18 protein-coding genes are annotated in these 23,036 nt (G+C 66.6%); 9 read left to right on the top strand and 9 right to left on the bottom strand.

Annotation, left to right across the window (positions count from 1 at the left end):
• Positions 1-76: 76 nt before the first annotated feature.
• Positions 77-490, top strand: coding sequence for a hypothetical protein (locus KIS93_RS25195; RefSeq protein WP_080045345.1), 414 nt, complete (start codon positions 77-79; stop codon positions 488-490).
• A gap of 64 nt (positions 491-554) precedes the next feature.
• Here KIS93_RS25195 and KIS93_RS25190 read toward each other — a convergent pair whose 3' ends face one another.
• The 3 genes from KIS93_RS25190 to sodN all read right to left on the bottom strand — a co-directional run bounded on the left by KIS93_RS25190 (position 555) and on the right by sodN (position 2,319).
• Positions 555-1,334, bottom strand: a complete 780-nt coding sequence (locus KIS93_RS25190) for an RNA polymerase sigma factor SigF (protein ID WP_186404427.1) — start codon at positions 1,332-1,334, stop codon at positions 555-557.
• 17 nt (positions 1,335-1,351) lie between these two features.
• Positions 1,352-1,789, bottom strand: a complete 438-nt coding sequence (locus tag KIS93_RS25185) for an ATP-binding protein (protein WP_080045347.1) — start codon at positions 1,787-1,789, stop codon at positions 1,352-1,354.
• Between the two features lie 128 nt (positions 1,790-1,917).
• Positions 1,918-2,319 (bottom strand): superoxide dismutase, Ni, encoded by a 402-nt coding sequence (sodN, locus tag KIS93_RS25180; protein WP_080045348.1) that lies wholly within the window; start codon positions 2,317-2,319, stop codon positions 1,918-1,920.
• An 88-nt stretch (positions 2,320-2,407) separates the two neighbouring features.
• Here sodN and KIS93_RS25175 point away from each other — a divergent pair, with 88 nt between their 5' ends.
• The gene (locus KIS93_RS25175) at positions 2,408-2,740 is read left to right on the top strand and encodes a S24 family peptidase (RefSeq protein ID WP_080045349.1); all 333 of its coding nucleotides are present in this window, start codon (positions 2,408-2,410) and stop codon (positions 2,738-2,740) included.
• On the opposite strand, the gene KIS93_RS25170 is transcribed toward KIS93_RS25175, so the two are convergent.
• The 4 genes from KIS93_RS25170 to KIS93_RS25155 all read right to left on the bottom strand — a co-directional run bounded on the left by KIS93_RS25170 (position 2,737) and on the right by KIS93_RS25155 (position 5,707).
• Positions 2,737-3,162, bottom strand: a complete 426-nt coding sequence (locus KIS93_RS25170) for a CGNR zinc finger domain-containing protein (protein WP_080045350.1) — start codon at positions 3,160-3,162, stop codon at positions 2,737-2,739. The genes KIS93_RS25175 and KIS93_RS25170 overlap by 4 nt on opposite strands.
• A gap of 116 nt (positions 3,163-3,278) precedes the next feature.
• Positions 3,279-4,025: an amino acid ABC transporter ATP-binding protein gene (locus tag KIS93_RS25165; protein ID WP_080045351.1), complete on the bottom strand. Its 747-nt coding sequence runs from the start codon at positions 4,023-4,025 to the stop codon at positions 3,279-3,281.
• Positions 4,022-4,849 (bottom strand): amino acid ABC transporter permease, encoded by an 828-nt coding sequence (locus KIS93_RS25160; RefSeq protein ID WP_080045352.1) that lies wholly within the window; start codon positions 4,847-4,849, stop codon positions 4,022-4,024. The genes KIS93_RS25165 and KIS93_RS25160 overlap by 4 nt, the downstream gene beginning before the upstream one ends.
• 3 nt (positions 4,850-4,852) lie before the next feature.
• Complete coding sequence (locus KIS93_RS25155; protein ID WP_080045353.1) at positions 4,853-5,707, bottom strand: ABC transporter substrate-binding protein; 855 nt, start codon at positions 5,705-5,707, stop codon at positions 4,853-4,855.
• Positions 5,708-5,988: 281 nt separating this feature from the next.
• On the opposite strand from KIS93_RS25155, the gene KIS93_RS25150 reads away from it, so the two are divergent.
• The 5 genes from KIS93_RS25150 to KIS93_RS67595 all read left to right on the top strand — a co-directional run bounded on the left by KIS93_RS25150 (position 5,989) and on the right by KIS93_RS67595 (position 18,563).
• On the top strand, positions 5,989-7,182 hold the full coding sequence (locus KIS93_RS25150; protein WP_418113646.1) for an NAD(P)-dependent malic enzyme: 1,194 nt from the start codon (positions 5,989-5,991) through the stop codon (positions 7,180-7,182).
• Between the two features lie 327 nt (positions 7,183-7,509).
• On the top strand, positions 7,510-8,868 hold the full coding sequence (locus tag KIS93_RS25145) for an NsdA family TPR-like regulatory protein (RefSeq protein WP_080045355.1): 1,359 nt from the start codon (positions 7,510-7,512) through the stop codon (positions 8,866-8,868).
• A 194-nt stretch (positions 8,869-9,062) separates the two neighbouring features.
• Positions 9,063-10,427: a hypothetical protein gene (locus KIS93_RS25140; RefSeq protein WP_186404426.1), complete on the top strand. Its 1,365-nt coding sequence runs from the start codon at positions 9,063-9,065 to the stop codon at positions 10,425-10,427.
• A gap of 35 nt (positions 10,428-10,462) precedes the next feature.
• Positions 10,463-10,672 (top strand): hypothetical protein, encoded by a 210-nt coding sequence (locus tag KIS93_RS25135; protein ID WP_186404425.1) that lies wholly within the window; start codon positions 10,463-10,465, stop codon positions 10,670-10,672.
• A 409-nt stretch (positions 10,673-11,081) separates the two neighbouring features.
• Positions 11,082-18,563, top strand: coding sequence for a DNA/RNA non-specific endonuclease (locus KIS93_RS67595; RefSeq protein WP_155129126.1), 7,482 nt, complete (start codon positions 11,082-11,084; stop codon positions 18,561-18,563).
• A 663-nt stretch (positions 18,564-19,226) separates the two neighbouring features.
• On the opposite strand, the gene KIS93_RS25125 is transcribed toward KIS93_RS67595, so the two are convergent.
• Positions 19,227-19,646: a hypothetical protein gene (locus tag KIS93_RS25125; RefSeq protein ID WP_155129129.1), complete on the bottom strand. Its 420-nt coding sequence runs from the start codon at positions 19,644-19,646 to the stop codon at positions 19,227-19,229.
• 868 nt (positions 19,647-20,514) lie between these two features.
• On the opposite strand from KIS93_RS25125, the gene KIS93_RS25120 reads away from it, so the two are divergent.
• Together KIS93_RS25120 and KIS93_RS69105 are read left to right on the top strand one after the other, a co-directional pair.
• Positions 20,515-20,904, top strand: coding sequence for a hypothetical protein (locus tag KIS93_RS25120; protein WP_155129132.1), 390 nt, complete (start codon positions 20,515-20,517; stop codon positions 20,902-20,904).
• A gap of 21 nt (positions 20,905-20,925) precedes the next feature.
• Positions 20,926-21,156, top strand: coding sequence for a transposase (locus tag KIS93_RS69105; RefSeq protein WP_155129135.1), 231 nt, complete (start codon positions 20,926-20,928; stop codon positions 21,154-21,156).
• A gap of 327 nt (positions 21,157-21,483) precedes the next feature.
• On the opposite strand, the gene KIS93_RS25110 is transcribed toward KIS93_RS69105, so the two are convergent.
• Positions 21,484-22,986 (bottom strand): trypsin-like serine peptidase, encoded by a 1,503-nt coding sequence (locus KIS93_RS25110; RefSeq protein WP_080045358.1) that lies wholly within the window; start codon positions 22,984-22,986, stop codon positions 21,484-21,486.
• Between the last annotated feature and the right edge of the window lie 50 nt (positions 22,987-23,036).

Genomic DNA, 23,036 nt, shown 5'->3' with positions numbered 1-23,036 from the left:
GCCGGTGACCTTGTCCGGCTTATCGGCCGATCGTCCTATTTTCCGTGCCGACAGGGCCGGGAGGTAGGGTACGGACGTGAACGGTCGCCCGCTTACCCTCCTCATCGCCGCCGCGGTCGTCGCCCTGGAGGGGCTGGTCGCGCTCGGTCTCGGCGTCTACGTCGCGGTGCAGACCCTGACAGGGAAACCCGACGACCTCACCAGCGCCCTCGCCGAGGCGGTGTTCGGGCTGCTCATCGGGGCCGGCCTGCTCTGGGTCGCCTGGGGCGGCCTCTTCAAGGTGGAGCGGTGGGGGCGCTCGCCCGGGGTGCTGACCCAGATCTTCATGCTGCCCGTGGGGGGCACGCTCGTCACGTCGGACCAGCCGCAGCTCGGGATCCCCGTGATCGTGCTGGGCCTGCTGGGGCTGGTGACGCTGCTGGCTCCGCCCACCACCCAGGCGCTCTACCCCGACGACCAGGCGCCGGACCCGGGCCGTTCGCGCCGCTAGCCCCGTTTCCGCGCTTCGCGGCACATCGTGCGTCCCGGGGCCGGCGACGCGCGGACGGGCGGGCTCAGTCGTCGGCGGTCAGGCCCTCGCGCAGCTGCGCCAGCGTGCGGGCGAGCAGGCGCGAGACGTGCATCTGCGAGATGCCCAGCTCGGTGGCGATCTGCGACTGCGTCATGTTGCCGAAGAAACGCAGCAGCAGGATGCGCTTCTCGCGCGGCGGCAGCCGTTCGAGCAGCGGCTTGAGCGACTCGCGGTACTCGACGCCCTCCAGCGACTCATCGACGATGCCGAGCGAGTCGGACACCGCGGGAGCGTCGTCGTCTCCCGAGTCGGGCGCGTCGAGCGAGACGGTGGAGTAGGCGTTGGCCGACTCGAGCCCCTCGAGCACCTCCTCCTCGGTCATCTTGAGGTAGGTGGCCAGCTCCGCCACGGTCGGGGCGCGCCCCTCGCGCTGGGACAGGTCGCTGATCGCCTTGGTCAGCGAGAGCTTCAGCTCCTGCAGCCGGCGCGGCACGCGGACCGCCCAGCCCTTGTCGCGGAAGTGCCGCTTGATCTCGCCGACGATGGTGGGCGTGGCGTAGGTGGAGAACTCCACGCCCCGGTTGAGGTCGAACCGGTCGATGGACTTGATCAGCCCGATGGTGGCGACCTGCGTGAGGTCGTCGAGCCACTCGCCCCTGTTGCGGAAGCGGCGGGCCAGGTATTCGACCAGGGGAAGGTGAAGCTCGACCAGCTCATCCCTGATGCGCTGGCGGCGCGGCTCCTCGGGGCCCAGCTCGGCCAGCTCGGCGAAGAGCATGCGGGCACGCACCCTGTCGGGTACGGCGTGTTCGCTGGTGGCCATGGCTCCAGTCCTTTCCGTCACGCCGGCCCCGCCGTACCCCGGGCCGCGCCTCGGCGCTTACGCAGGACGATCGCCATGCGATCGGGGGAGTCGGTCACCGCGTCGACGTCGTCGGCCAGGGCGGTCAGGACCATCCAGGCGAAGTCGTCGCGCTTGGGCGCGGAGCTGCCGACGGTGGCGACCTCGACCCTGACCTGCATCTCCTGCCCGGTGAGCTCGAACTCCGCGGTGAGGTCGGTGCCCGGCACCGCCTCGTTCAGCAGCATCGCGCACGCCTCGTCGACCGCGATCCGCAGGTCCTCGATCTCGTCCAGGGTGAAGTCAAGCCGCGCCGCCAGGCCGGCGGTAGCCGTACGCAGCACAGACAGGTAGGCACTCGCCGCGGGGAGCCTGATGCTCACCACGTCACGGATGCCGGCCACGCCTTCCGCGCGCGTCTCGGTTTCCTCGGTCACGTTCCTCCTCGCGAATCCGACGCTGACTGCAACTTACCGCCCCTGAGAGGTGCTTGGACGATTCAGACTCGCCATCAACGGAAAAGGCTCTGTGCGGTGTGTGACCGCACAGAGCCTTATGTGCCGTTTTAGGCGGCCTTGGTCTCCCAGAAGATCTTGGAGATTTCGTCGATCTTGCCCAGCAGGTCCTCGGCCTTGGCGACGTCGACCGTGCCCTTGGCGCCCGCGGCGCCGGCGAGCTTTGTGGCGTCCCAGAAGAGCTGGTGGAGCTGGGGGTACTGCTCCAGGTGCGGCGGCTTGAAGTAGTCGGTCCAGAGCACCCAGAGGTGGTGCTTGACCAGCTCGGCCCGCTCCTCCTTGATCTTGATGGCGCGGGCGCGGAAGACCGGGTCCTCGTTGGCCGCGTACTTCTCCATGATCGCCTTGACCGACTCGGCCTCGATCCGGGCCTGAGCGGGGTCATAGACCCCACAAGGCAGGTCGCAGTGTGCGGAAGCGACATGCTTGGGTCGTAGCAGTCGTGCGAGCATCAGAAAATCCTTCCTGGATGCTGAATCAGCTTGGTCCATCAACGACCTTACTCGGGTCCCAACGCCTGCGGAGTAGGGGGTCAAGACGATGAGAGTACGTGTCGAAGGCGATTCGATGCGGCCCGCGCTGGTGCCCGGCGACTGGCTCCTCGTACGCCGGGGCGCCGCCGTGCACCCCGGCGACCTCGTGGTGGCCAGACTGCCCGGCGACCCCGACCGGCTCATCGTCAAACGCGCGCAGTGGCACGGGGCCGACGGGTGGTGGCTGGAGAGCGACAACCAGCGGGCCAGCGGGCGGCGCGACAGCTGGGACTTCGGGCCCGTCCACGACATCGTGGGGCGGGTGGTGCTGCGCTACTGGCCGCTCGTGCGCCGCTCCGCACGCAAGTCTTCAGGCGGGTCGTCCGGCAAGCGGCGTTAGGCGCCGTTCCTGCGGCGGGCGCGGAAGGCGGCGACGTTGGCGCGGCTGGCGCAGCGGGCCGAGCAGTAGCGGCGGGAGCGGTTGGAGGAGGTGTCGAGGAAGGCCAGCCCGCAGTGCGGCTCCCGGCAGCGGCCGAGACGGTCCACGCCGAGCTCGGCGACCACCGCGGCCAGCCCCATGACGGCGGTCGCCGCCGGGTCCTCGGCCAGGTGCAGGTGCCAGCCGCGGCCGTCGTGGTCCGACAGCTGCGGGCGTACCGGATAGCGGGCCAGCAGGGCGTTCAGCAGGCCGGCGACGGCACGATCGTCGCCGGCCGCGTCGAACACGGCGGCCAGCTCGTCGCGCAGGCCCCTGAGCTCGGGCGGCGGGTCGGGGTCGTTCGCCAGCCGGACCGCCCACTCGGCGTAAGAGGTGAGGTCCATGCCGGTCTATTACAGCAGAAGCCTGCCGGTCTATTGCAGCAGAAGTCCGTGCTGGCGGAAGGCGGGGCGGCCGCCGCTTGGACGCGTCCGGCGTGCCCCGCCCTTCAGCGCGCCGGCTACTCCTCCGGGTGCAGGACGCGGTGCAGGAACGCACGGGTGCGCTCGTGCCGCGGGTCGCCGATGACCTGGGCCGGGGCGCCGTCCTCGACGATCACGCCGCCGTCCATGAACACCACCCGGTCGGCCACCTGCCGCGCGAAGCCCATCTCGTGGGTGACCACCAGCATGGTCATCCCCTCCTCCGCCAGCTTGCGCATGACGGTGAGCACGTCCCCCACCAGTTCGGGGTCGAGCGCCGAGGTGGGCTCGTCGAAGAGCATCAGGCTGGGGTTCATGGCCAGGGCGCGGGCGATCGCGACCCGCTGCTGCTGGCCGCCCGAGAGCTGGCCGGGCAGCGAGTCGCACTTGGCGCCGACGCCGACCTTGTCCAGGTTGTCCCGGGCGACGACCTCCGCCTCCCGCTTGCTCCGCTTCAGCACGCGCTGCTGGGCGATCATGACGTTCTGCAGCGCGGTCATGTGCGGGAACAGGTTGAACTGCTGGAAGACCATGCCGATGCGGCGGCGCACGGCGTCGATGTCCACGTCGGGGTCGGTGACCTCGACGCCCTCCACGAACACCTTGCCCCTCGTGGGCGCCTCCAGCAGGTTCACGCACCGCAGGAGGGTGGACTTGCCCGAGCCCGACGGGCCGATGACGCAGACCACCTGACCCTGCTCGACGGTCATGTCGATGCCCTTGAGCACCTCGTTCTTGCCGAAGTACTTGTGCAGGTCCCGAAGCTCGATGGCGTGGACGGTCATCGGTTCCTCCCCTTGCGCCCCTCCAGCCGGGACGCGAGGTAACCCAGCGGGATGGTGACGATCAGGTACGTCACGCCGGCGACCATGATGGGCGTGGCGTTGGCGTACTGGGACGCCAGGTCGTTGCCGAACTTGGCCAGCTCGACGTACTCGCCGGACACGCCGAGGAACAGCACCAGCGACGAGTCCTTGAGCAGCGCCACGAACTGGTTCGTGGTCGGCGGGATGACCATGCGGATGGCCTGCGGGATCACCACGGTGACCTGGGCGCGGGTGGCGGACATGCCGAGCGACCTGGCCGCCTCCGTCTGCCCCTTGGGCACGGCCTGCAGGCCCGCCCTGAAGACCTCCGCCTGGTAGGCCGCGCCGACCAGGCCGAGCCCGAGTATGCCCTGCCCGTACGTGCCGAAGGGCACCGCGAACCCCGGGAGGGCCAGCGGGAGGAACGTGATCATCAGGAAGATCAGCAGCGCGGGCAGCCCGCGGAAGATCTCGATGTAGACGACCGCGATCCACCGGTACGGCCGGACCTGCGAGAGCCGCATGAGCGCCAGCAGCAGGCCCAGGACGAACGAGAAGACGAAGCCGCCCACCGTGTAGATGATCGTGTTGCGCAGCGCGATGGTGAACAGGTCGGGCAGCGCCTGCCTCGCCACGTCCGGCTTGGCGAAGTTCTGGGCGAGGCTGGCCCAGTCGGCGTACAGTACGACGGCGACGAGCGCGGCGATCAGTACGACGTACTGGATGGTACGGCTGACCTGCTGCTTTTTCCGGGGGCTGAGCCTGGCGCGTCCAGGCTCAGCCGTCTTCGGCTGGTCGGCCATGGGTCAGCCCAGCTCGCCGGGCTTCTTGCCGAACCACTTCACGTAGATCTTCTCGTAGGTGCCGTCCTGCTTGGCCTTGGCGATCTCCTCGTTGATCGTCTTGAGCAGGACGGGGTCGGCGCCCTTCTTCAGGCCGATGCCGTACTGCTCGCCGGTGTCGAGGCTGCCGATCATCTCGAACTTGGCGGCGATGTCGGGCTTCTTCAGCCAGGTGAGGACGACGGGCAGGTCCTGGACGATCACGTCGGCCTGGCCGGCCTGCAGGGCGAGCAGCTCCTTGGCGGAGTCGGCGTACTCCGTGGGGTTGAAGCCCTGCTTCTTGACGTAGTCGAGGCCGGTGGTGCTGGCCTGCGCGCCCAGCTTGAGCCCCTTGGACTTGACGTCCGCCAGGGAGGCGGCGCCGGTGCCCTTCTTGGCCAGCAGGGCCTGCGTGGCGTCGAAGTAGGGGTCGGAGAAGTCGATGTTCTGCTTGCGCTCGTCGGTGATCGTCATGCCGGCGGCGGCGACGTCGCACTTGCCCGCCGCCATGGCGGCACCGCTCTTGATCACGGCGAAGTCGATGTCCACGATGTTCTGGGTCACGCCCAGCTTCTTCGCGGCCAGGTCGACGATGTCCACGTCGAACCCGACGATCTTGCCGCTCGCGTCCTTGAACTGGAACGGCTCGTACGGGATGTTCGTGCAGACCGTGAGCTTGCCGGGCTGGACCAGCTTGACGCCGCCCGCTGCCGAGGCGCTCGCGCTGGTCGTGCCGGTGCCCGAGCCGCTGTCACTGCCGCACGCGGTCAGCGTGAGCGCAGTGGCCAAGGCGAGCGCGCCGGCGGCGTAGCCACGGCGGCTCAAGGGTCTGAGGGCCATGTACGGCCTCCTCGATGTGAAAAGCCATGAAACTTGCGTTTTGTGCAGTTTAGATGGGGTTTAGCTGCGGTCCGTCATCTTCGATTTAACGATGCGTCAACAGAACGGCGTCAGCGGCGACACCGAACACCATCTCAGCATGTGGCACTATGGGGGCACGGGTGACCCCCGAACCCCCTCACCAGACGACCGGCGAGGGGATCCTGGCAGCTACCGAAGCCAGCCCGCTCGCGCTCGTCCGCCGAAGGTTTCTTCCGCTACCGATGACTACAGGGGTCGCTGTGGCTGCCACGTCCGCTTCCGCATCCGCCGAAACACCCGAACTCGATCCGGCCTTCGCCCTGCACAAGGGAGGCAAGATCGAGATCCGCTCCACCGTTCCCGTCCGCGACGCCGACGACCTGTCGCTCGCGTACACGCCCGGCGTCGCCCGGGTCTGCACCGCCATCGCCGACCGGCCCGAGCTGGCCGACGACTACACCTGGGTCTCCAACGTCGTCGCCGTCGTCTCCGACGGCACCGCCGTGCTCGGCCTCGGCGACATCGGCCCCGCCGCGGCCATGCCCGTCATGGAGGGCAAGGCGCTGCTGTTCAAGGAGTTCGCGGGCGTCGACGCCGTGCCGCTCTGCCTCGACTGCACCGACGTCGACGCGCTCGTCGAGACCGTGGTGCGCCTGGCGCCCTCGTTCGGCGGCATCAACCTCGAGGACATCAGCGCCCCCCGCTGCTTCGAGGTCGAGGACCGGCTCCGGAGCCTGCTCGACATCCCCGTCTTCCACGACGACCAGCACGGCACCGCGATCGTGGCGCTGGCCGCCCTCCAGAACGCCGCCCGCCTCACCGGCCGCGCACTCGGCGACCTGCGCGCCGTCGTCGCCGGCGCCGGCGCCTCCGGCGTCGCCGTCACCCGCATCCTGCTCGAAGCGGGCATCGGCGACATCGCCGTCTCCGACTCCAAGGGCATGCTGTACGAGGGCAGAGACGGCCTCAACCCCGTCAAGCAGGCCCTGGCCCGCGACACCAACCGGGCCGGCCACACCGGCTCCACCGAGGAGGCCCTGGAGGGCGCCGACGTGTTCCTGGGGCTGTCCGGCTCGACCGTGTCGGAGGCGGCGATCGCGTCCATGGCGCCCGACGCCATCGTGTTCGCCCTGTCCAACCCGACGCCCGAGGTGCACCCCGAGGTGGCCGCCAAGCACGTCCGGGTCGTCGCCACCGGGCGCTCCGACTTCCCCAACCAGATCAACAACGTGCTGGCCTTCCCCGGGGTGTTCCGGGGCGCGCTCGACGTGCGGGCCACCGCGATCACCGAGAACATGAAGGTGGCCGCGGCCAACGCGCTGGCCGGGGTGGTCAGGGACGAGCTGTCGGAGACGTACATCATCCCGAGCCCGTTCGACGAGCGCGTCGCCCCCGCCGTGACGGCCGCCGTGGCCGCCCAGGCGCGCGTGGACGGCGTGGCCCGCGCCAAGTAACCCCTCGGGCCCTTCGGGATCTCCGGGCTCTTCCCGGCAGCTCTGCGGGATCTTCGGGGCGGGCGGGGGCTGTTTCCGGCCCCTGCTCGCCCCTTTTCTGCCGCCCCTGACCAGCTCGTTCACCCTTTCGGGTTATGAGGCCGTTTCGTGGGTAGTTGAGATCCCCGTCCAGGAGCCAGGGCCCGCATGATCATGCTCGGGGTGGGCCTGGGGTGTGGGATGGAGTTTGGGTGACCTTTGGGAACTGCCATAAACCCTTTACGCAAGGTGCTATAACAGTAGCTCTCTGTAATGATGTGGGCGCCGACTCCTGTGACGAGGAGAGCGATGGAACGCGAGCCGAATCGACTGCTGCAGCAGCTCATCGCAGAGGCGGGTTTTTCCCACAAGGGACTGGCCAGGCGCCTCAACGATCTGGGAGCCGCACGTGGCACACCGGGCCTCAAGTACGACCACAGCTCCGTGCTGCGCTGGCTCGGCGGCCAGAGGCCACGCGATCCGGTCCCGTGCCTGCTCACCGAGATCTTCGCGCTCCGGCTAGGCAGGCCGGTCTCGTCGGAGGATCTCGGCATGCCGGCGGTCATCACACCCCTCGATCTCGGACAGGAGTTCACGCACACCTGGCAGGAGGGGGTCGCGACCGTGACGGCGCTGTGGCGGGCCGATGTGGAGAGACGGAGGTTCCTGATCGACTCGACGTTCGCGATAGGAGCAGGCTCTGTTGGAGCCGTACGCTGGCTGACATCGCCCTCCGAGGGGCGCCCGAGCGGCACCGGGACGCGGCGCGTCGGCCGCGCCGACATCGCCGCCATCCACGAGGTCACCCGCTCGTTCGGTGAGCTCGACAACCGCTTCGGCAGCGGACGCGTCCGCTCGTCCGTCGTCAAATACCTCGACACCGCCGTCTCCCCCCTGCTCAAAGACGGCACGTACGGCGAATCCACCGGCCGGCAACTCGCCGCCGCGGCCGCCGAGCTGACCCGCCTCGCGGGGTGGATGGCCTACGACATGGAGCAGCACGGCCTCGCCCAGCGCTACCTCATCCAGGCCCTGCGCCTGGCCAGGGGCGCCGACGACCAGACGCTGGGCGGCGAGATCCTGGCCGGCATGGCGCACCAGGCCATCTACATGGGCCAGCCGGCCCACGCCCTCGACCTGGCCAGAGCCGCCCAGATGGCGGCCCGCACGGCCGGGGTCAAGACCCTCCTGGCCTCCGCGCACGTCCTGGAGGCCCACGCGCACGCCGGCCTGGGCGACCCCCGCGCCTGCGGCCACTCCCTCCACGAGGCCGAGTGCGCCTTCGACGCCCGCAACCCCGCCGAAGAGCCCCCGTGGCTCAGCTACTTCGACGAGGCCTACCTGTCCGCCAAGTTCGCCCACTGCTTCCGCGACCTGGGGGAGGGCGAACGCGTCGTCCGCCAGGCCCGCCGCTCCCTCGACATGGACTCCCGGTACGTACGGGGCCGCATGTTCAACCTGTCCCTGCTGGCCGCCGGCCTCCTGCAGTGCGGCGAGCTGGAGGAGGCCTGCTCGGCGGCGGGCCACGCCCTGACGCTGGCCGCCGAACTGCAGTCGGTGCGGTCGCGGTCTTACGCGGCCGATCTTCGGCGGCGGCTGGAGCCTTACAAGAATGAGCGGGCGGTCGCGGCACTACGCGAACGCACCCGCGAACTCACCGCCGTCTGACTTGACGGGCCCGGGCCGACTTGTGCCCGGGCCCGTCGACAGCCTTACCGGCCGATCTTTGATCTTGACGGCCCGGATTTTCTTTGACTTGATCAGGGCGCCGACATCTTCCCTTCCTCCAGATCGGAGATCCTGTGCGCCCTTTACGCCTCGAACTCACGCGCCGCCTGGCCGCACTAAGCGGTGTCGTGGCCATGACAGCAGGCTTGATCACCACCCTGGCCCCGGCGGCGGCCGCCGACTCCACGACCGACCTCGGTGTGTCCCTGAGCGTCACCTCCAAGAGCGGTGATGTGGCTGTGGGTGGCGGCAAGGTCTTCGTCAGTGCGGAGAACCAGATCGTCGTCACCGACACCGCGGGCGTGCTCAGCGGCGCCATCGCCGGCCTCTCCGGTGCGCAGGGCCTCGCGATGCGGCCCGACGGCACGCGTCTGTACGCAGCGCTGCGTGGTTTGAACGAGGTCGTCGAGATCGACACCGCCACTCTCGCCATCACCCGCCGGATCGCCCTGCCCTCGAACCCGTGCCCGTCGTACCTGGCGCTGTCCGGAGATCGGCTCTGGGTCGGGTACGGCTGCCAGCACATGTACAACGGAGGCGTTCTCGGCGTCGACCTGTCGGCAGCGGTGCCGGCGCCGGTCGAATTCGGCCCGAACACGAGCTACGCGCCGATCCTCGCCGCCGCCGGCGACACCCTGGTCTTCGGAGATCCCGGCGTCATGCCGACGGACCTGTTGGTCTACGACGTGGGCGGTGCCTCGCCCACGTCGCGCGGCGTGATCTCAGGCAGTGCGAACGGCGAGCTGTCGAACCTGCTGGACCTGGCCATTACAGGGGACGGCTCGAAGGTTGTCTCGTCGTTCGGCTCCCCCAACCGCTTCGACGTCTGGGACACCACCAGCCTGACCAGGACGCGCACCTACGGGGAGGAGTCCGCGTCCCATGGCTCCTGGCGAGCCGTCGCGATCAGCCCGGACGGCGAGCACGTAGCAGGAGGCAGTTGGCGGGGCAGCGTGGACCTGACCCTGTTCGACACCGGAACGGGGGCGACGACGTACACGACCGCCAACCCGGTCGGTGACGTGGTGCAGGGAAGCCTGGCCTTCTCCGGCGACGACGTCTTCAGCGTGCTGAGAGCCTCACGCGACGGCAGGCTGCATCTGTGGCGGGCGGAGGATACGACTCTCAGCGGATCCACGCTGACGTTGACGCCTCCTGACTGGTCGATCGTGTCCAAGCCGCTCACCATGACCGGCCGGCTCACGCTGTCCGGCGAGCCGGCTCCCGGCCCGCAGCAACTCGTCGTGACCCGCCGCCCGGACCACGGCGCGGCCACCACGCTCCCCGCCGTGACGACCGCGGCGGACGGCACGTTCACCTTCACCGACACGTCAACGGCTGGTGGGGGCACCACCTGGGAGGTGCGCTGGAACGGCGACTCCGACCACCGGGCAGCCACGGCGTCGGCATTCATCTGGACCCGCTTTCCGGCCTCGCTCACGCTGACCGGCCCGCGGAGGGGCTCGTCGGCAGCCCGCTGCGGCTCACCGGCACACTGACCACCGACGGCCACGCTGCGGCCGCCGGGACCTGGGTGAGCGTACAGCGCACCCTCACCCAGGACGGGAACACCGTCACCACGGACCTGCCGGGTGTGGCGACTGCAGACGACGGCTCGTTCGCCTTCACCGACACACCAGCGGAGGCCGGTCGTTACCGGTACGTCGTGCAGTGGGGCGACACCAGCTTCGAGCCGGCTGAGGCCGGCCATGAGGTCACGGTTCAGGAGGACACCGGCGTGTAGCCGTTGTCGCAAGGGCAGGGCCCAGGCCGGGACGTACCTGGGCCCATCGTCGCGCGGCCACAAGTCCATCTTGCACAGAGCGTTGAGTCTCGCCGCACTCCATCAGTCCTGCCTGCTTCTGTCATGAAGTGTGAGCATTTGTTATTTTCGCGACCTTTAGTTTGGTACGTCGCATTCCGTCAGCATATGACAACAAAAGTGACTCTTGTCGGGTGATCTTAGGAAAGTTACGCTCTGTCCGTTTGATCATGCTCCAGAACTGCGCGAGCAGGGCCCAACCTGCCGGGCGGGTGGAGTGACGTCCGACACCTCTGGGTGTCCCTCGTTATGGTTCGGAGCGTGATGGTGTATGTCCTCAAGGTCGTGTTTGGCTGGGTCTTGGTGGACGGCGAAGATCGCCTCGGTCACCTTGGCGCTGCTGTTACCGGGCCTTCTGCAGCTCCCAGTGCAGCCGGTGGCGGCCGAGGTCCAGCAGGCTGAGTTACAGCAGCCGGCGGTGGAGGTCCCGCAGCAGCAGCGGGGGAGTGCAGGCGTCCTGCCTGCCTTGGTGGACAGTTCGGTTACGCGAGCGGAAAAGAACGCCTCTCCTGGGGAGAAGAGGGCTTCAGTCAAGCCGCCCAAAGGAGCGCTGGGGCCGGACCGGTTATATGCCGGTGAGCGGCCTTTGAAGGGTGAGCCGCCGACGGGGGAAGTGCCGTCGGATGGGATTGAGCGGAGTTTGGCTTCCAGGGGCGCTGAACGGCAGGCGGTTGCGGCGGCGGACGAGCCGCCTTCGCTGTGGTCGGCACGCCCGGTGGACGGCGCTCAGCTCGACACCCTGACCCCGCAGCTGCGGCTGGAAGCCTATGGATACGGCTCGACCCCCTCGTGGGAGGTCGAGCGTCAGTACGAAGTTTGCGAGGTGACCAACACGGGCGGGACGGGCCCGTGCACCATTTCGCCGTGGAGAGACTGGACTGAGCCGTTCTGGACGGTGCCCGCCGGCAAGCTTGAGTGGGGCAAGAGGTACAAGTGGAAGGCCCGGGCGCGCGACACCACCAACGACGCGACCAGCCAGCTGACCGATATGTACTTCACCACCGGTGTGCGCCAGCCGCTGGTGAGCTCACTGCTGGCCACCAGCGGGGTGGACGGCCAGGAGTTTCACCAGCTGCCAGGCAACTACACCTCCACCGTCACGGACGCGTCGGTGGCAGCGGCCGGCGCGGTTCCGTTGTCGGTGGTGCGCTCCTACAACAGCCTGGATCGGCGGGCCAAGGCGATGTTCGGCGCGGGCTGGTCCACCCGCTTCGACATGAAGATCGACTCTGAGGGAGGGACGCCGGAGTCGTTGCTGCTCACCTATCCCGATGGACGGCAGCTCAGGTTCATCCAGCATCTGGGCAAGAGCACCTACCAGTCCCCGCCCGGCATGCACTTCACGCTGACCAAGCAGAGCGGTGGCGGCTGGAAGCTGATGGACAAGCAGTCCTCGGTCTACGACTTCGACGCCCAGGGCCGCCTGTTGAAGGTGGCCGACAGCCGCGGACGTGGCCAGCAGCTGACCTACACCGGAGGCAAGCTCACCAAGGTGAGCGCGGACGGCGGGCGTTCGCTGACGTTCGCCTGGACGGGGGACCACGTCACCTCGGTGTCCACCGATCCGGTCGGCGGGGCGCCGCTGACCTGGACCTACCACTACGACGGCGATCGGCTGGGGCGGGTGTGCCCGCCGGGGCAGGACAGCGCCTGCACCGTCTACACCTACGACAGCGCCTCCCGTTATCGGGAGACGGTGCTGGACTCCCGTCCCGTGCACTATTTCCGCCTGGGTGAGGTGCGTACCGAGACCTGGCCGGAGATGGGCACGGTGCAGTGCTTCCCGGACGAGGCCCAGGCGCTGGGCTGCCAGCGGTTCAGCAGCGGGGTCCTGACGGGCCAGGCGGGCGCGTTGTCCGGGACGACCAACGCGGCGGTCACCTTCCAGGGCAGCGGACGCTCCTCCTACTTCGAGACCAGCCCGGTGCTGCCCGACCTGGGAAATCAGGTATCGGTCGAGGCCTGGTTCAAGACCACGAAGTCCGGGTTCATCTACTGGGCAGCGCGCGGCGGGTATAGCCAGGGCTCTTGGAATCCCTCCTCTCCCGGCTACGGCATTCCCGGCCTGTACGTGGGTACGGACGGCAAGCTGCGCGGCATGCTGAAGGTAGCAGGACTCGACGGCAGCGACACCCCGGTCGTCTCGCAGCAGACCGTCAACGACGGCCAGTGGCATCATGCGGTCATCACGGCGACCAGCGACCTCACCTCGCTCTACGTGGACGGCACGGCTGCCGGGTCCCAGCCGATCGGTGTGGAAGCCAGGTATTGGGTCAACGGTTCGGTCGTCGGCACGGGCGCGGCCGCGTCCTCCTTGCCCGGCACTCCTGCGGGCATCAGCCAGCCGACCGAGTTCGGCTTCGAGGGCTCCATTGACGAGGTCGCCTTCTACGGCCGGGCCCTTACCGCAACTGAGGTGCGCGCACACTACGAGGCGCGGGCGGAAGCGGCGTTCTCGCTGTCGAAGGTCACGCTTCCGTCCGGCCGGATCTGGGCGTCGAACACGTACGACCCGGCCAGCGGGCGGTTGAGCACCCACACCGACTCCGATGGCGGAACGTGGAAGGTCGGCGTTCCGGTCCTCGACTCCAGCAGGTGGGTCAGCACGGCCACCGTTACCGACCCGTCCCAGAACAACCTGAAGTTCGAGTACGACCCCTGGCGCGGCTACCGGCAGATCGCGGCGATCGACCAGGCGGAGAAGAAGACCAGCTTCAAATACGACACCGGTGGTTTCCTGTCCGAGATCACCGACCCGAACAACAACACGGTCACCTGGGCGAACGACGAGCGCGGCAACACCGTCAGCACGACCACATGCCGGAGCAGCGCGAGCTGCCAGACGGTTCACACCGAGTACTACCCCCGGAGCGCGGATGAGTTCGACCCGCGCAACGACCGCGTGGTCAAGGTGCGCGACGCCCGTTCGTCCACCGCCTACGACAACACCTACGCCACCACCTTCGAGTACAACCAGTACGGCGAGCAGGTAAAGAAAACCACCCCCGCGACGCCGGACTTCCCCAGCGGACGCTCGACCACGGCCGCCTACACCGACGGCAGTGAACCCGCCGTCGGCGGCGGCACGGTTCCCGCCGGCTTGATCAAGACGCGTACCGACGCCAAGGGGAACGCCACCAAGCTGCGCTACACCGCATCCGGGGATCTCGCCGAACAGACCGATCCCTCGGGACTGGTCACCCAATTCGAGCATGACGAGCTTGGGCGCGTCGTCGCACAGACCCAGATCTCGCAAGCACAGCCCGGCGGAGTGAAGACCACCTTCACCTACGACAACCTAGGGCGACTGGCGACGCAGACCGCGCCTGGAGTGAAGAACGAGATCACCGGCGTCACGCACACCGCGCAGACCAGCTACACCTACGATCCGGACGGCCACCGGCTCACCGAGACGGTCAAGGACCTGACCGGCGGCGACCCGGCCCGGACGACCACCTACACCTACGACGCCCACGGCCGTGAGGAGACCGTCACCGATCCCGAGGGCGGCGTCGTCCGGACCGCCTGGGACAACCGCGGTCGGCAGACAACGGTCACCGACCAGCTGGGCTCGGTGTTCGGCTACATCTACACCAAGCGTGGCGAGCTGGAGAAGCGCACGCTCAAGAACTGGACCGGCAGCCCGGTCAGCCCGCAACCGGCCACGGAAATCACGCTGGAGTCCTACTCCTACGACCCGGCGGGCCGGCTGGCCGCCCAGGTCGATGCGATGCTCCGCAAGACGTCCTACACCTACTTCGGGGACAACCTGCTGTCGCGGGTGATCGGCGACGACGTCAAGGTGAACGGCACCACCACCACCAAGGACGTGGTGCTGGAGCAGAACGCCTACGACCCCGCAGGAAACCTGCTGCGCCAAGACAACGGTGGCACCCTCAACGCTGACGGCACCGTCTCCAACATCATCACCACCACCGCATACACCTACGATGCCGCCGGTCGGCTCACCTCGGCCACCCTCGATCCGGCCAAGCTGAACCGCAGAACCGTCTTCGACTACGACGCCAACGACCAGACGATCAAGGAGACGTACACCGGCGCGGCGGGCGGTACCCGCGCGGAGAGCGTCAGCTATGGCTACAACGCGGCCGGGGTCCTGACCCGGCAGACGGTCGAGAACGGTGACGAGGACCTCACCACCACCTGGACGGTCGACGATCGCGGCCTGGCCACCGCGGTCACCGATCCGCGTGGTAACGCCGCAGGCGCCACCGCCGCCGACTACACCACCACCAACACCTACGACGCGCTCGGCCGCCTGATCGAGATCAAGGCCCCCAGCGTCACCATCGAGAAGGCCGGAAGCGCGCAGCAGGGCCGCCCCACCACCCGGATCGGCTACAACAGCGCGGGCTGGCAGACCCACGTCATCGATCCGGAAGGCCGCCTGTCCACCGCCGGTTTCGACAAGATGGGCCGCCGCACCTCGCTGACCGCCATGCCGTACACGCCGCCCGGTGGCACCCCGGTCACCCCAAAGATCGGTTTCGCCTACGATGCGGCCGGTCGGCTGACCAAGGTCACCGACCCGCGCGGGCAGATCACCACGACCGAATACGACGCGCTCGGCAACCCGGTCCGGGTGACCGACCCGCCCGCCGCCGCGGGCCAGCCGGCCGGGCAGTGGATCTCCGAGTACGACCTGGCGGGTGAGCAGCTCGCGGCGGTCGACCCGACCGGCGCGCGCGTCCAGGCCACCTACGACGACCTGGGCCGCCAGATCACCCAGACCGTGATCGAACGCAAGCCCACCAGCGCCGCGTACGTCACCACGCTCACCTACAACGACGCCGGCTACCTCACCAAGCAGGTCCAGCCGGGCAACAAGACCACCGACTACACCGTGAACGCGGCCGGCGAGGTCGAATCGGTCACCGACCCGGCCCGGGAGACCACCAAGTACAGCTACGACGCGCTCGGCCGCCCCGCCAAGATGACCAACCCGCTCGACAACGCCATGGTCGGCGAGTACGACCTGGCCGGTCGCCTGATCAGCGTGAAGAGCCTGGACAACACCGGAGCGACGGTCCGCACGGTCGGCCTGGGCTACGACGCCGCCGGCAACGCCACCCGCTACACCTCCGGCGAGGGCCACGTCACCCGGCGCAGCTACGACGCCACCGACCTGCTGACCGAGCTCGTCGAACCGGTCTCCGACAGCAAGTCCATCACCACCAGCTTCGGCTACGACGCCACCGGCGCCCGCACCCGGATCACCGACGGCCGCGGCAACGCCACCTGGACCGGCTACAACACCCTCGGCCTGATCGAAACCCTGACCGAGCCGGCCACCACCGCCCACCCCGACCTGGCCGACCGCACCTGGACCCACGTCTACGACGTGGCCGGCAACGAGACCGCGCTCATCCAGCCCGGCGGCGTGCGTCACGACAAGCAGTACGACAACCTCAACCGGCTCACCAAGGTCAGCGGCTCCGGGGCCGGCATCGTCGCCGACGACAAGACCTACACCTACGACCTGGCCGACCGCCCCACCGCGGTCAGCGGCAACACCCTCGAATACAACGACCGCAGCCTGCTGACCAAGCTCACCACCCCGGCTGGGACCAGCACCGCCTACGCCTATGACGCCCTCGGCAACCCCACCCAGCGCGCCGACGTCACCGGCACCACCACCTACGCCTGGGACGCCGACAACCGGCTCAAGACCGTCACCGACCCGGTCAGCGGACGCACCAACACCTACGACTACGACAAGGCCGACCGGCTCACCACCATCACCTCCGCCAACCCGGCCAACACCCAGTCCTACACCTACGACGCCCTCGACCGCATCAAGACGCACACGCTGAAGAACAGCAGCGGCGGCCAACTCGCCAAGATCACTTACGGGTGGGACAAGGACGACAACCTCACCAGCAAGGTCACCGAAGGCCTCGCCGGAGCGGGCAGCAACACCTACGGCTACGACCACGCCGGCCGCCTCACCTCCTGGACCGGCCCCGACGGCACCACCACCAGCTACGAGTGGGACGCCTCCGGCAACCGCACCAAGGCCGGCGACAAGACCTACACCTACGACGAACGCAACCGCCTGCTCGAAGGGGACGGCAGCACCTACACCTACACCCCGCGCGGCACCCTCGCCACCCAGACCAAGAACGGCAACACCCGCCACCTCACCTTCGACGCCTTCGACCGGCTCATCAACGACGGCGACGCCACCTACACCTACGACGCCTTCGACCGCATGCTCACCCGCCAAAAGAGCGGCGGAACTCAGCAGCGGTTCGTCTACGCCGGCCTCGACAACGACATCATCGCCATCACCGACCCGGCCGGTGCCGTGCAAGCCAGCTACGGTCGTGACCCCTTCGGCGGCCTGATCAGCGTCAAGGAAGGCGCCGCCCCCGCCGCGGGCGCGCTCACCGACCTGCACCAGGACCTGATCGGCACCTTCACTGGAACCGCCCTGTCCAACACGACCACCTACAACCCCTTCGGCGAAGTCACCGCCCAAACCGGCACCAAACCCGGCCTCGGCTACCAGAGCGAATACACCGATCCCGACACCGGCAACGTCAACATGCACGCCCGCTGGTATCAGCCCGGCACCGGCACCTTCACCAGCCGCGACACCTGGACACTAGAACCGAACCCGTCCGCCCGAATGAACCGCCACGGATATGGACAAGCCAGTCCCCTCAACTACGGCGACCCATCAGGTCACAAACCCGATCCACTCTGCGTCCCTGGATTTATCGTGGCGCCAGGATTAGGAGCTGTTTGTGACGGCTTCATCGGTGAGACTAATAGGGACAATGACGTATGCAGGGACCGTTTCGGCAAGGCAACCAGCTGCAACCCCGACCCCTGTGCGGAGTTCTCTAACCAGTGCCCCAACCGCCCTAACAGCAAAGACAAGGGTTCGAAATCTAATAAGGAGAAGAGTAATCCTGAGCGTCATAATGATGCCACGTCGACCTCGAATAATGCTCCGCGACCTCCTGCCGTATACCGCCCTCCTGCCGCTCACCGCCCGACAGGTGGAGAGCCCAAAGAAGACCCATGCGCTGTCATGTGTTATGTTCCCGGCCCTAAGCGACCTAATTGTGGCAAAAAATGTATGATCGACCCGGCGCCAGCATTGGACCCCGTCATCCCGATCATCATCGTGATCGGTGATGGGGACCTGGCGCCCTTCGGTGGGGTTGACCCTGATGACGGCGTTGACTTTGTTCCGACTCGCGAGCGACCGACAACCGACCCAGAAGGTGGCACTGACCCCACGCCTGAGCCTTCCCCTGGCTCGGAGAGTCCGCCACCGGGAGGCGGTGGACCGGAGCCCGATTGTGAATCCTTCAAGAATAATTATGTGGATCCTTTCAACCGTCCTATCGCTGGGGTTGCGCGGTACTGCCGTCCATCCGACTTACAAGGCGGATCGGATGCAAGAAAGAAACCTGGTCCCGCATATTGGCCCAAAAAAAATCCGCAGCTGCCAGGCTCGAAGGCCTACCGATATAACAGATGTCATCTAATTGGCAAACAGCTGGGGGGTAGCGGAAAGAAGAGAGAGAATCTTGTCCCATGCCTTTCGACCGTCAATAACCAGACAGTGAAGTCTCGCGAAAACCGAGTCCGAGAGGCAGTAGAGAGTGCCAATGGAAAGGGTGTCGTCGATTACAGGGTGACAGTATTCTATAATGGCCGCAGTGGAAGACCTTCCAAGTTTCGCATGGAAGCGAGCCTGGATGGGGTACCTTTCCTCGATGATTGTGTTCACAATAATGCGAGTCGAACGGTGAATCCAGGAGCCACCTGTATCTGATACATGGCTGCCTCTGATCTCTCGGCGTTCCACTTGGACGCCATGCTGCGGGGAACTTTGGTAGAGGCGGGAGGCGTCTAAAAAAGTCGCAGAAATTGCTGTCGAGGTCTAGTTGTGACCGTGAGTCCGCTGGCCTGAGGATGGTGCTGTATCCACGTTTAAGATTGGCCGACGGATTACGCCCCTGAAATGCACATTCAGATTCACTAGATAGCTACAGGGATCTCGCGAAGGTGGTTGGACAACTGTTTATCAAACAAGCATTCCGATTTGCTTTCGCATGGCAGCGCTGCGATGCCGTGGGGCACGTCGGAGAGGCCAGTGGGACTTGTGTTGCGTTGTCTCGTTAATTTCGCTGCGGTGACCCATCTTGCCTGTCCCGCTCTTGAAGCCGGCCAGTCCAGTGTGGTGGTGTTTCCCCTCGTAGGGCGTACGGGCCAAGAAAGGCTTGTCGTTGCCGGAGTTACGTGGCGCCTCTACGATCCAAGGCGCTGGAGGAGAGCGATCAGGAAGAGTCGGCCTGGCACCGGCGGAGGAATGCCGCGCCTCTATCGCATGCGGACGTCACATGATCGAGAAAAGGGCAGCTATATCGGCTCTGCCGAGGACCGCTGTGGAACAAACCCCTTCTAAGCTTTCAGGGAATTAACGGTTCCCGCATGGCTATTGGATAGACAGACGATAGCCATGATCTGCAGATTGTGGACATACGAAAATGTAGAGGGAAGCATCCCGGCCGAGTTGTAGTGTAGTCGGTTCATGAATTTGTGCGTACTCGGGAGTTCCCCGCAAGATGCGGCGTTCTTCGAGTGGACGCCATCTCTGTTCGCCGTCGTCTTCCCATTCGCTGCTGGCAAATTTGAGGAGCAGTTCGGTCTCGGCTCCACAGACTTCGCAGGCTAGCTTGTACATATCAGTGAGGCCCCACGAAACCCAGCCGCCGATCTTGCAGCCGGTAGCAACTGACAGTAGATCGCTGTATGCGAAGTCGGCCTCGTCGTCCCATTCGCTCAGGGGCTGCTGAAGCTGTTCAGGGAGTTCCTCGAGTGACGGATATTCGATAATCCGCTCGGGATGGAGCATACATGGGCGTGGCAGGTAATACTTCTGAGCTAGCTCGACTGAAGGTGCCCCAGGCGGACTGCTCGGAGCAGCGTAATCGCGCCTTGGAGGCTGCGCGAACGGGTCAGCCAGATCTGCGAAGCGGCGCCAGATCAATTGTGGAAGCGGCGCTATGGTGCCCTCTAGGAGATGATCATTTGGGCACCATAGCACTTGAAGTAGATCAGCGTCCTGGGGAAACAGGATCTCAGGAAAATCTCGTGCGTAGAACTGAGCCACCCCGACCATGGGAATGGGGGTCTCGGGAACTCGATCCCGCGCACCACCAGTGGCCTCGTCAGATGGGGGGACCTCTACTGTAATCATCCGGTCGCACATAGGCCATGGCTCTGCGGATGGCCAGATCAGTGGTCCTCCAATATGGCTCTCATACATGTTTGGCTCGCCAGGGCGTGGGTGGAGGCGAACAGTCGTCCTTGCATACTCTCTCAAAGGAGGGAACAGCTCAGTGATGTCATAAGGGGGGCTGGAAGTAGTGCGCGTCATAGGACAAGACTAGCTGTAAAGGTGCGATATGGATGTCGATGTTGCGTGAATGCTGGCCACTTTTCATCCTGAGTGCGTAGAGGGTGTCCGATAAAGGGCCGACATGTCATGCTGGCAGGTACCGAGGGCCTATGCCTGAAGGCGGCAATGGTTCCTCGCCGTCCATGCTTTACCGATCCGTCAGCTGCGATCAAGGAGTACTCACCCCACTGATCTCGGCGCCCAAGCGGGGGTGGGCGGCCTGCCGTTCATGAGCGACAGAAAATCGTGAATGCCCTGGGGTGCGGGGTGCGGGCGGGGTGCGCCTAGCGGCTGCTGCCCCACGACCTGCCGCCCGTGGCGGATGATCCACCACTACTGGCGCACCTGGTGCATCGAGGGCCGCTGGGAACAAATCCTGGCTCGCTTATGCGAACATGAACGCGTTGGTGGCGGTAGTGACCCCACGCCCAGTACGGGCAGCATTGTGCCAGAGCGGGCAGCCCACCAACTGGGGCGGACTGCACGGCTACGACGGCGGCAAAAGATTCCGAGAGTCAAGCGGCATCTGCTGGTCAACGCGCTCGGCACTGTGGTCACCGCCTGCGTCAGCCCGGTCAGCGTCAACGACCGCGACGGCGCGGCCGTGCCAACCCGTACCGACGATCTCCTGCGGCGTCTGAAGCATCCCTGGGCGATCAAGGCTATCGCGGCCAGGAGTTCATCGGGTGAGTTTTGGATCAGTTCGGTATGACCCTGCAGATCGTCGTTCGGCGTGACGGCGGGTTCCGCCACACTTGGGCCAAGAAGCGGAGTCCGCCGCGGCAGATCTTCGGTTCTCGCTCGTAATCACCGGTGGGTGGTTGAGCGGACCTTTGCCTGGCTGGGGAAGTATCGCCGCCTCGCCAAAGATTACGAGTACCTGGCCGCGACCTCGGAGAATGTCGTCTACCTAGCGATGATCACGCCGAGAACATTTCAGCCTGCTGGTCAAAGCCTACGATGATCGGCTCGTCGATACCGTGGCGGAACTTCTGATTTTGGCAGGACATTGGCATCTTGGTCACAGGGGCCACGAAGGCGACGCCGTCCACTGGCAGCTGGCGGCCCTGTCACCCTTCCCCCGGCGAATGGTGTGTTCCCGTGGCCGTCTTATCCCGCCCCATGTTCTGGCCGCCGAGGTGGATTGGCTGCGAGATCGGGATCTATTTGGGAAGGCTCACGCTCCAGCGGCCGCCGGCGTCTCCGGTGCGCTTGTCAAGCTGTGCGCGTCCACCTGATGTCTGGACGATGCGATGGGCCCGGGCTCGCGTCGGCCCGGGCCCATCGGCCGCTACTTGAGCAGTTCGCCGTTCGGGCCGACGATCTTCTTCGTCTCCGCGTAGTTCGCCTTGTTGTAGACGTCGGCGGTCTCGCTGTCGAAGATGGCCGAGCTGATCGTGTCGATGCGGTCGTTGCCGTCCGTGTCGGCGAACAGGCTCGTGACGCCGTTGACGTAGCCGGTGCGCTTGCTGTTGTTGTACTTGATGAGCCAGGGGCCGCCGTCGGCGCCGAAGGTCATCGAGCACTTGAGGGTCTGGTGGGTCTCGACCTTGAAGGTGTTGACCTGGACGCTCTTCGTGCCGGTCTTGCCGGTGCACCACTTCGGGGTGACGCCGGTGAAGGGGCGGTCACCGTCGGGGTGCGGGGCGCTCGGGTAGCCGAAGACGGTGACCTGCTGGCCGAGGGGCTGGTTCCAGGCGAGGCCCTGGCCGCCGACCACGTCGCCGAGGCGGCCGAGGTCCTTGGCGATGCCGACGGTGAAGACGGTCTTGTAGTACAGCGTCTTCGTGGACTCCTTGACCCAGTAACCCAGGAAGTAGTGGGTGATGGTGAAGTTGCCGTTGGCGTCGATCTTGCGGTAGCCCTCGCCCTTGTACGCGTCGTACTCGGACTTGGTCACGTAGTCGACGACCGTCTTGGTCGGCTCCTGGGCGCCGTTCCCGTTCCCCGTGGGGGCCTTGTCGTACTCCTCCTTGGAGACCTCCTTGAAGGCCCGCTTCTTCTCGCCGGTGTAGTCAGGCCCGACGACGTCGGCGTTCGTGGCGAGCTTGGCCCAGCAGTCGGGGCTCTCCCCGCCGTTCAGGTCGACGCACTTGGTGTACTCGGCCTGGGTGATCTCAACGTCCTTGGCCCACTTGTCGCCCAGCCACTTGTCGTAGTCGGCCTTCGAGACCTGCTTCGAACCGCTGAGGGAGAAGCCGTTGTGCACCGCGACGAAGGCGTAGTCGCCGTCGTAGTCGTCGTAGGTGTCGAGGTCGTAGGCGGTGAAGGCGTAGGCGCCGACGTAGACGCCCCAGGGAGCCTTGCCCTGGTAGTAGCCCGGCACGAAGATCCACTTGTTGTAGACCTCGTCCTTGCCGTTCTCGAACACGCAGTGGCCGGCGGTGGCGACCAGGTTGTGGTTCCTGGACTGGATGGAGGTGGCCGAGCACCAGCGGTAGTGGCCCGCCTTGTCCAAGAAGAAGACCTTGCCGACGGTCTTCGGCAGGTTGACGTTCTTGCTGGTGGTGGCCTTGGCAGTGGTGGTCGGGCCGGTCATGCCGGGCTTGCCGTCAGGGGCGCCCTTGCCGCCCGAGCTCACGATCTTCGGCACGTCCTTGGCGTCCAGGTTGTACTGCGTGGCCTTCCGCAGGGCGGCCCCGTTGGAGTCGAGCCAGAAAGCGGCGGCGCCGTACGCGTCGGCCGGCTTGGGCAGAAGGTCTTCGGAGGCCCAGGACGGGGCGGCGGTCGCGGGCGAGGCGAGTACGGCGGCGCTCAGGCCGGCGGCGGCGAGGGGGATGAGCAGGCGCTTCACGGGAGGCTCCACAGTTGTCAAAAAGGGTGTAAAGACCCTATCGACCCACC

The sequence above is a fragment of the [Actinomadura] parvosata subsp. kistnae genome (assembly GCF_900323885.1).
Lineage (GTDB): Bacteria > Actinomycetota > Actinomycetes > Streptosporangiales > Streptosporangiaceae > Nonomuraea > Nonomuraea composti.
Note: the sequence above shows the minus strand (reverse complement) of the source record. Positions and strands in the feature narration are given on the sequence as shown.

Bases quoted from the DNA above. Each gene is read 5' to 3' on its own strand.
- KIS93_RS25190 (WP_186404427.1), bottom strand. From the start codon at position 1,334: ATGGCCACCAGCGAACACGCCGTACCCGACAGGGTGCGTGCCCGCATG.
- sodN (WP_080045348.1), bottom strand. From the start codon at position 2,319: ATGCTCGCACGACTGCTACGACCCAAGCATGTCGCTTCCGCACACTGC.
- KIS93_RS25175 (WP_080045349.1), top strand. From the start codon at position 2,408: ATGAGAGTACGTGTCGAAGGCGATTCGATGCGGCCCGCGCTGGTGCCC.
- KIS93_RS25170 (WP_080045350.1), bottom strand. From the start codon at position 3,162: ATGGACCTCACCTCTTACGCCGAGTGGGCGGTCCGGCTGGCGAACGAC.
- KIS93_RS25165 (WP_080045351.1), bottom strand. From the start codon at position 4,025: ATGACCGTCCACGCCATCGAGCTTCGGGACCTGCACAAGTACTTCGGC.
- KIS93_RS25160 (WP_080045352.1), bottom strand. From the start codon at position 4,849: ATGGCCGACCAGCCGAAGACGGCTGAGCCTGGACGCGCCAGGCTCAGC.
- KIS93_RS25155 (WP_080045353.1), bottom strand. From the start codon at position 5,707: ATGGCCCTCAGACCCTTGAGCCGCCGTGGCTACGCCGCCGGCGCGCTC.
- KIS93_RS25145 (WP_080045355.1), top strand. From the start codon at position 7,510: ATGGAACGCGAGCCGAATCGACTGCTGCAGCAGCTCATCGCAGAGGCG.
- KIS93_RS25140 (WP_186404426.1), top strand. From the start codon at position 9,063: ATGACAGCAGGCTTGATCACCACCCTGGCCCCGGCGGCGGCCGCCGAC.
- KIS93_RS25125 (WP_155129129.1), bottom strand. From the start codon at position 19,646: ATGCTCCATCCCGAGCGGATTATCGAATATCCGTCACTCGAGGAACTC.
- KIS93_RS25120 (WP_155129132.1), top strand. From the start codon at position 20,515: ATGATCCACCACTACTGGCGCACCTGGTGCATCGAGGGCCGCTGGGAA.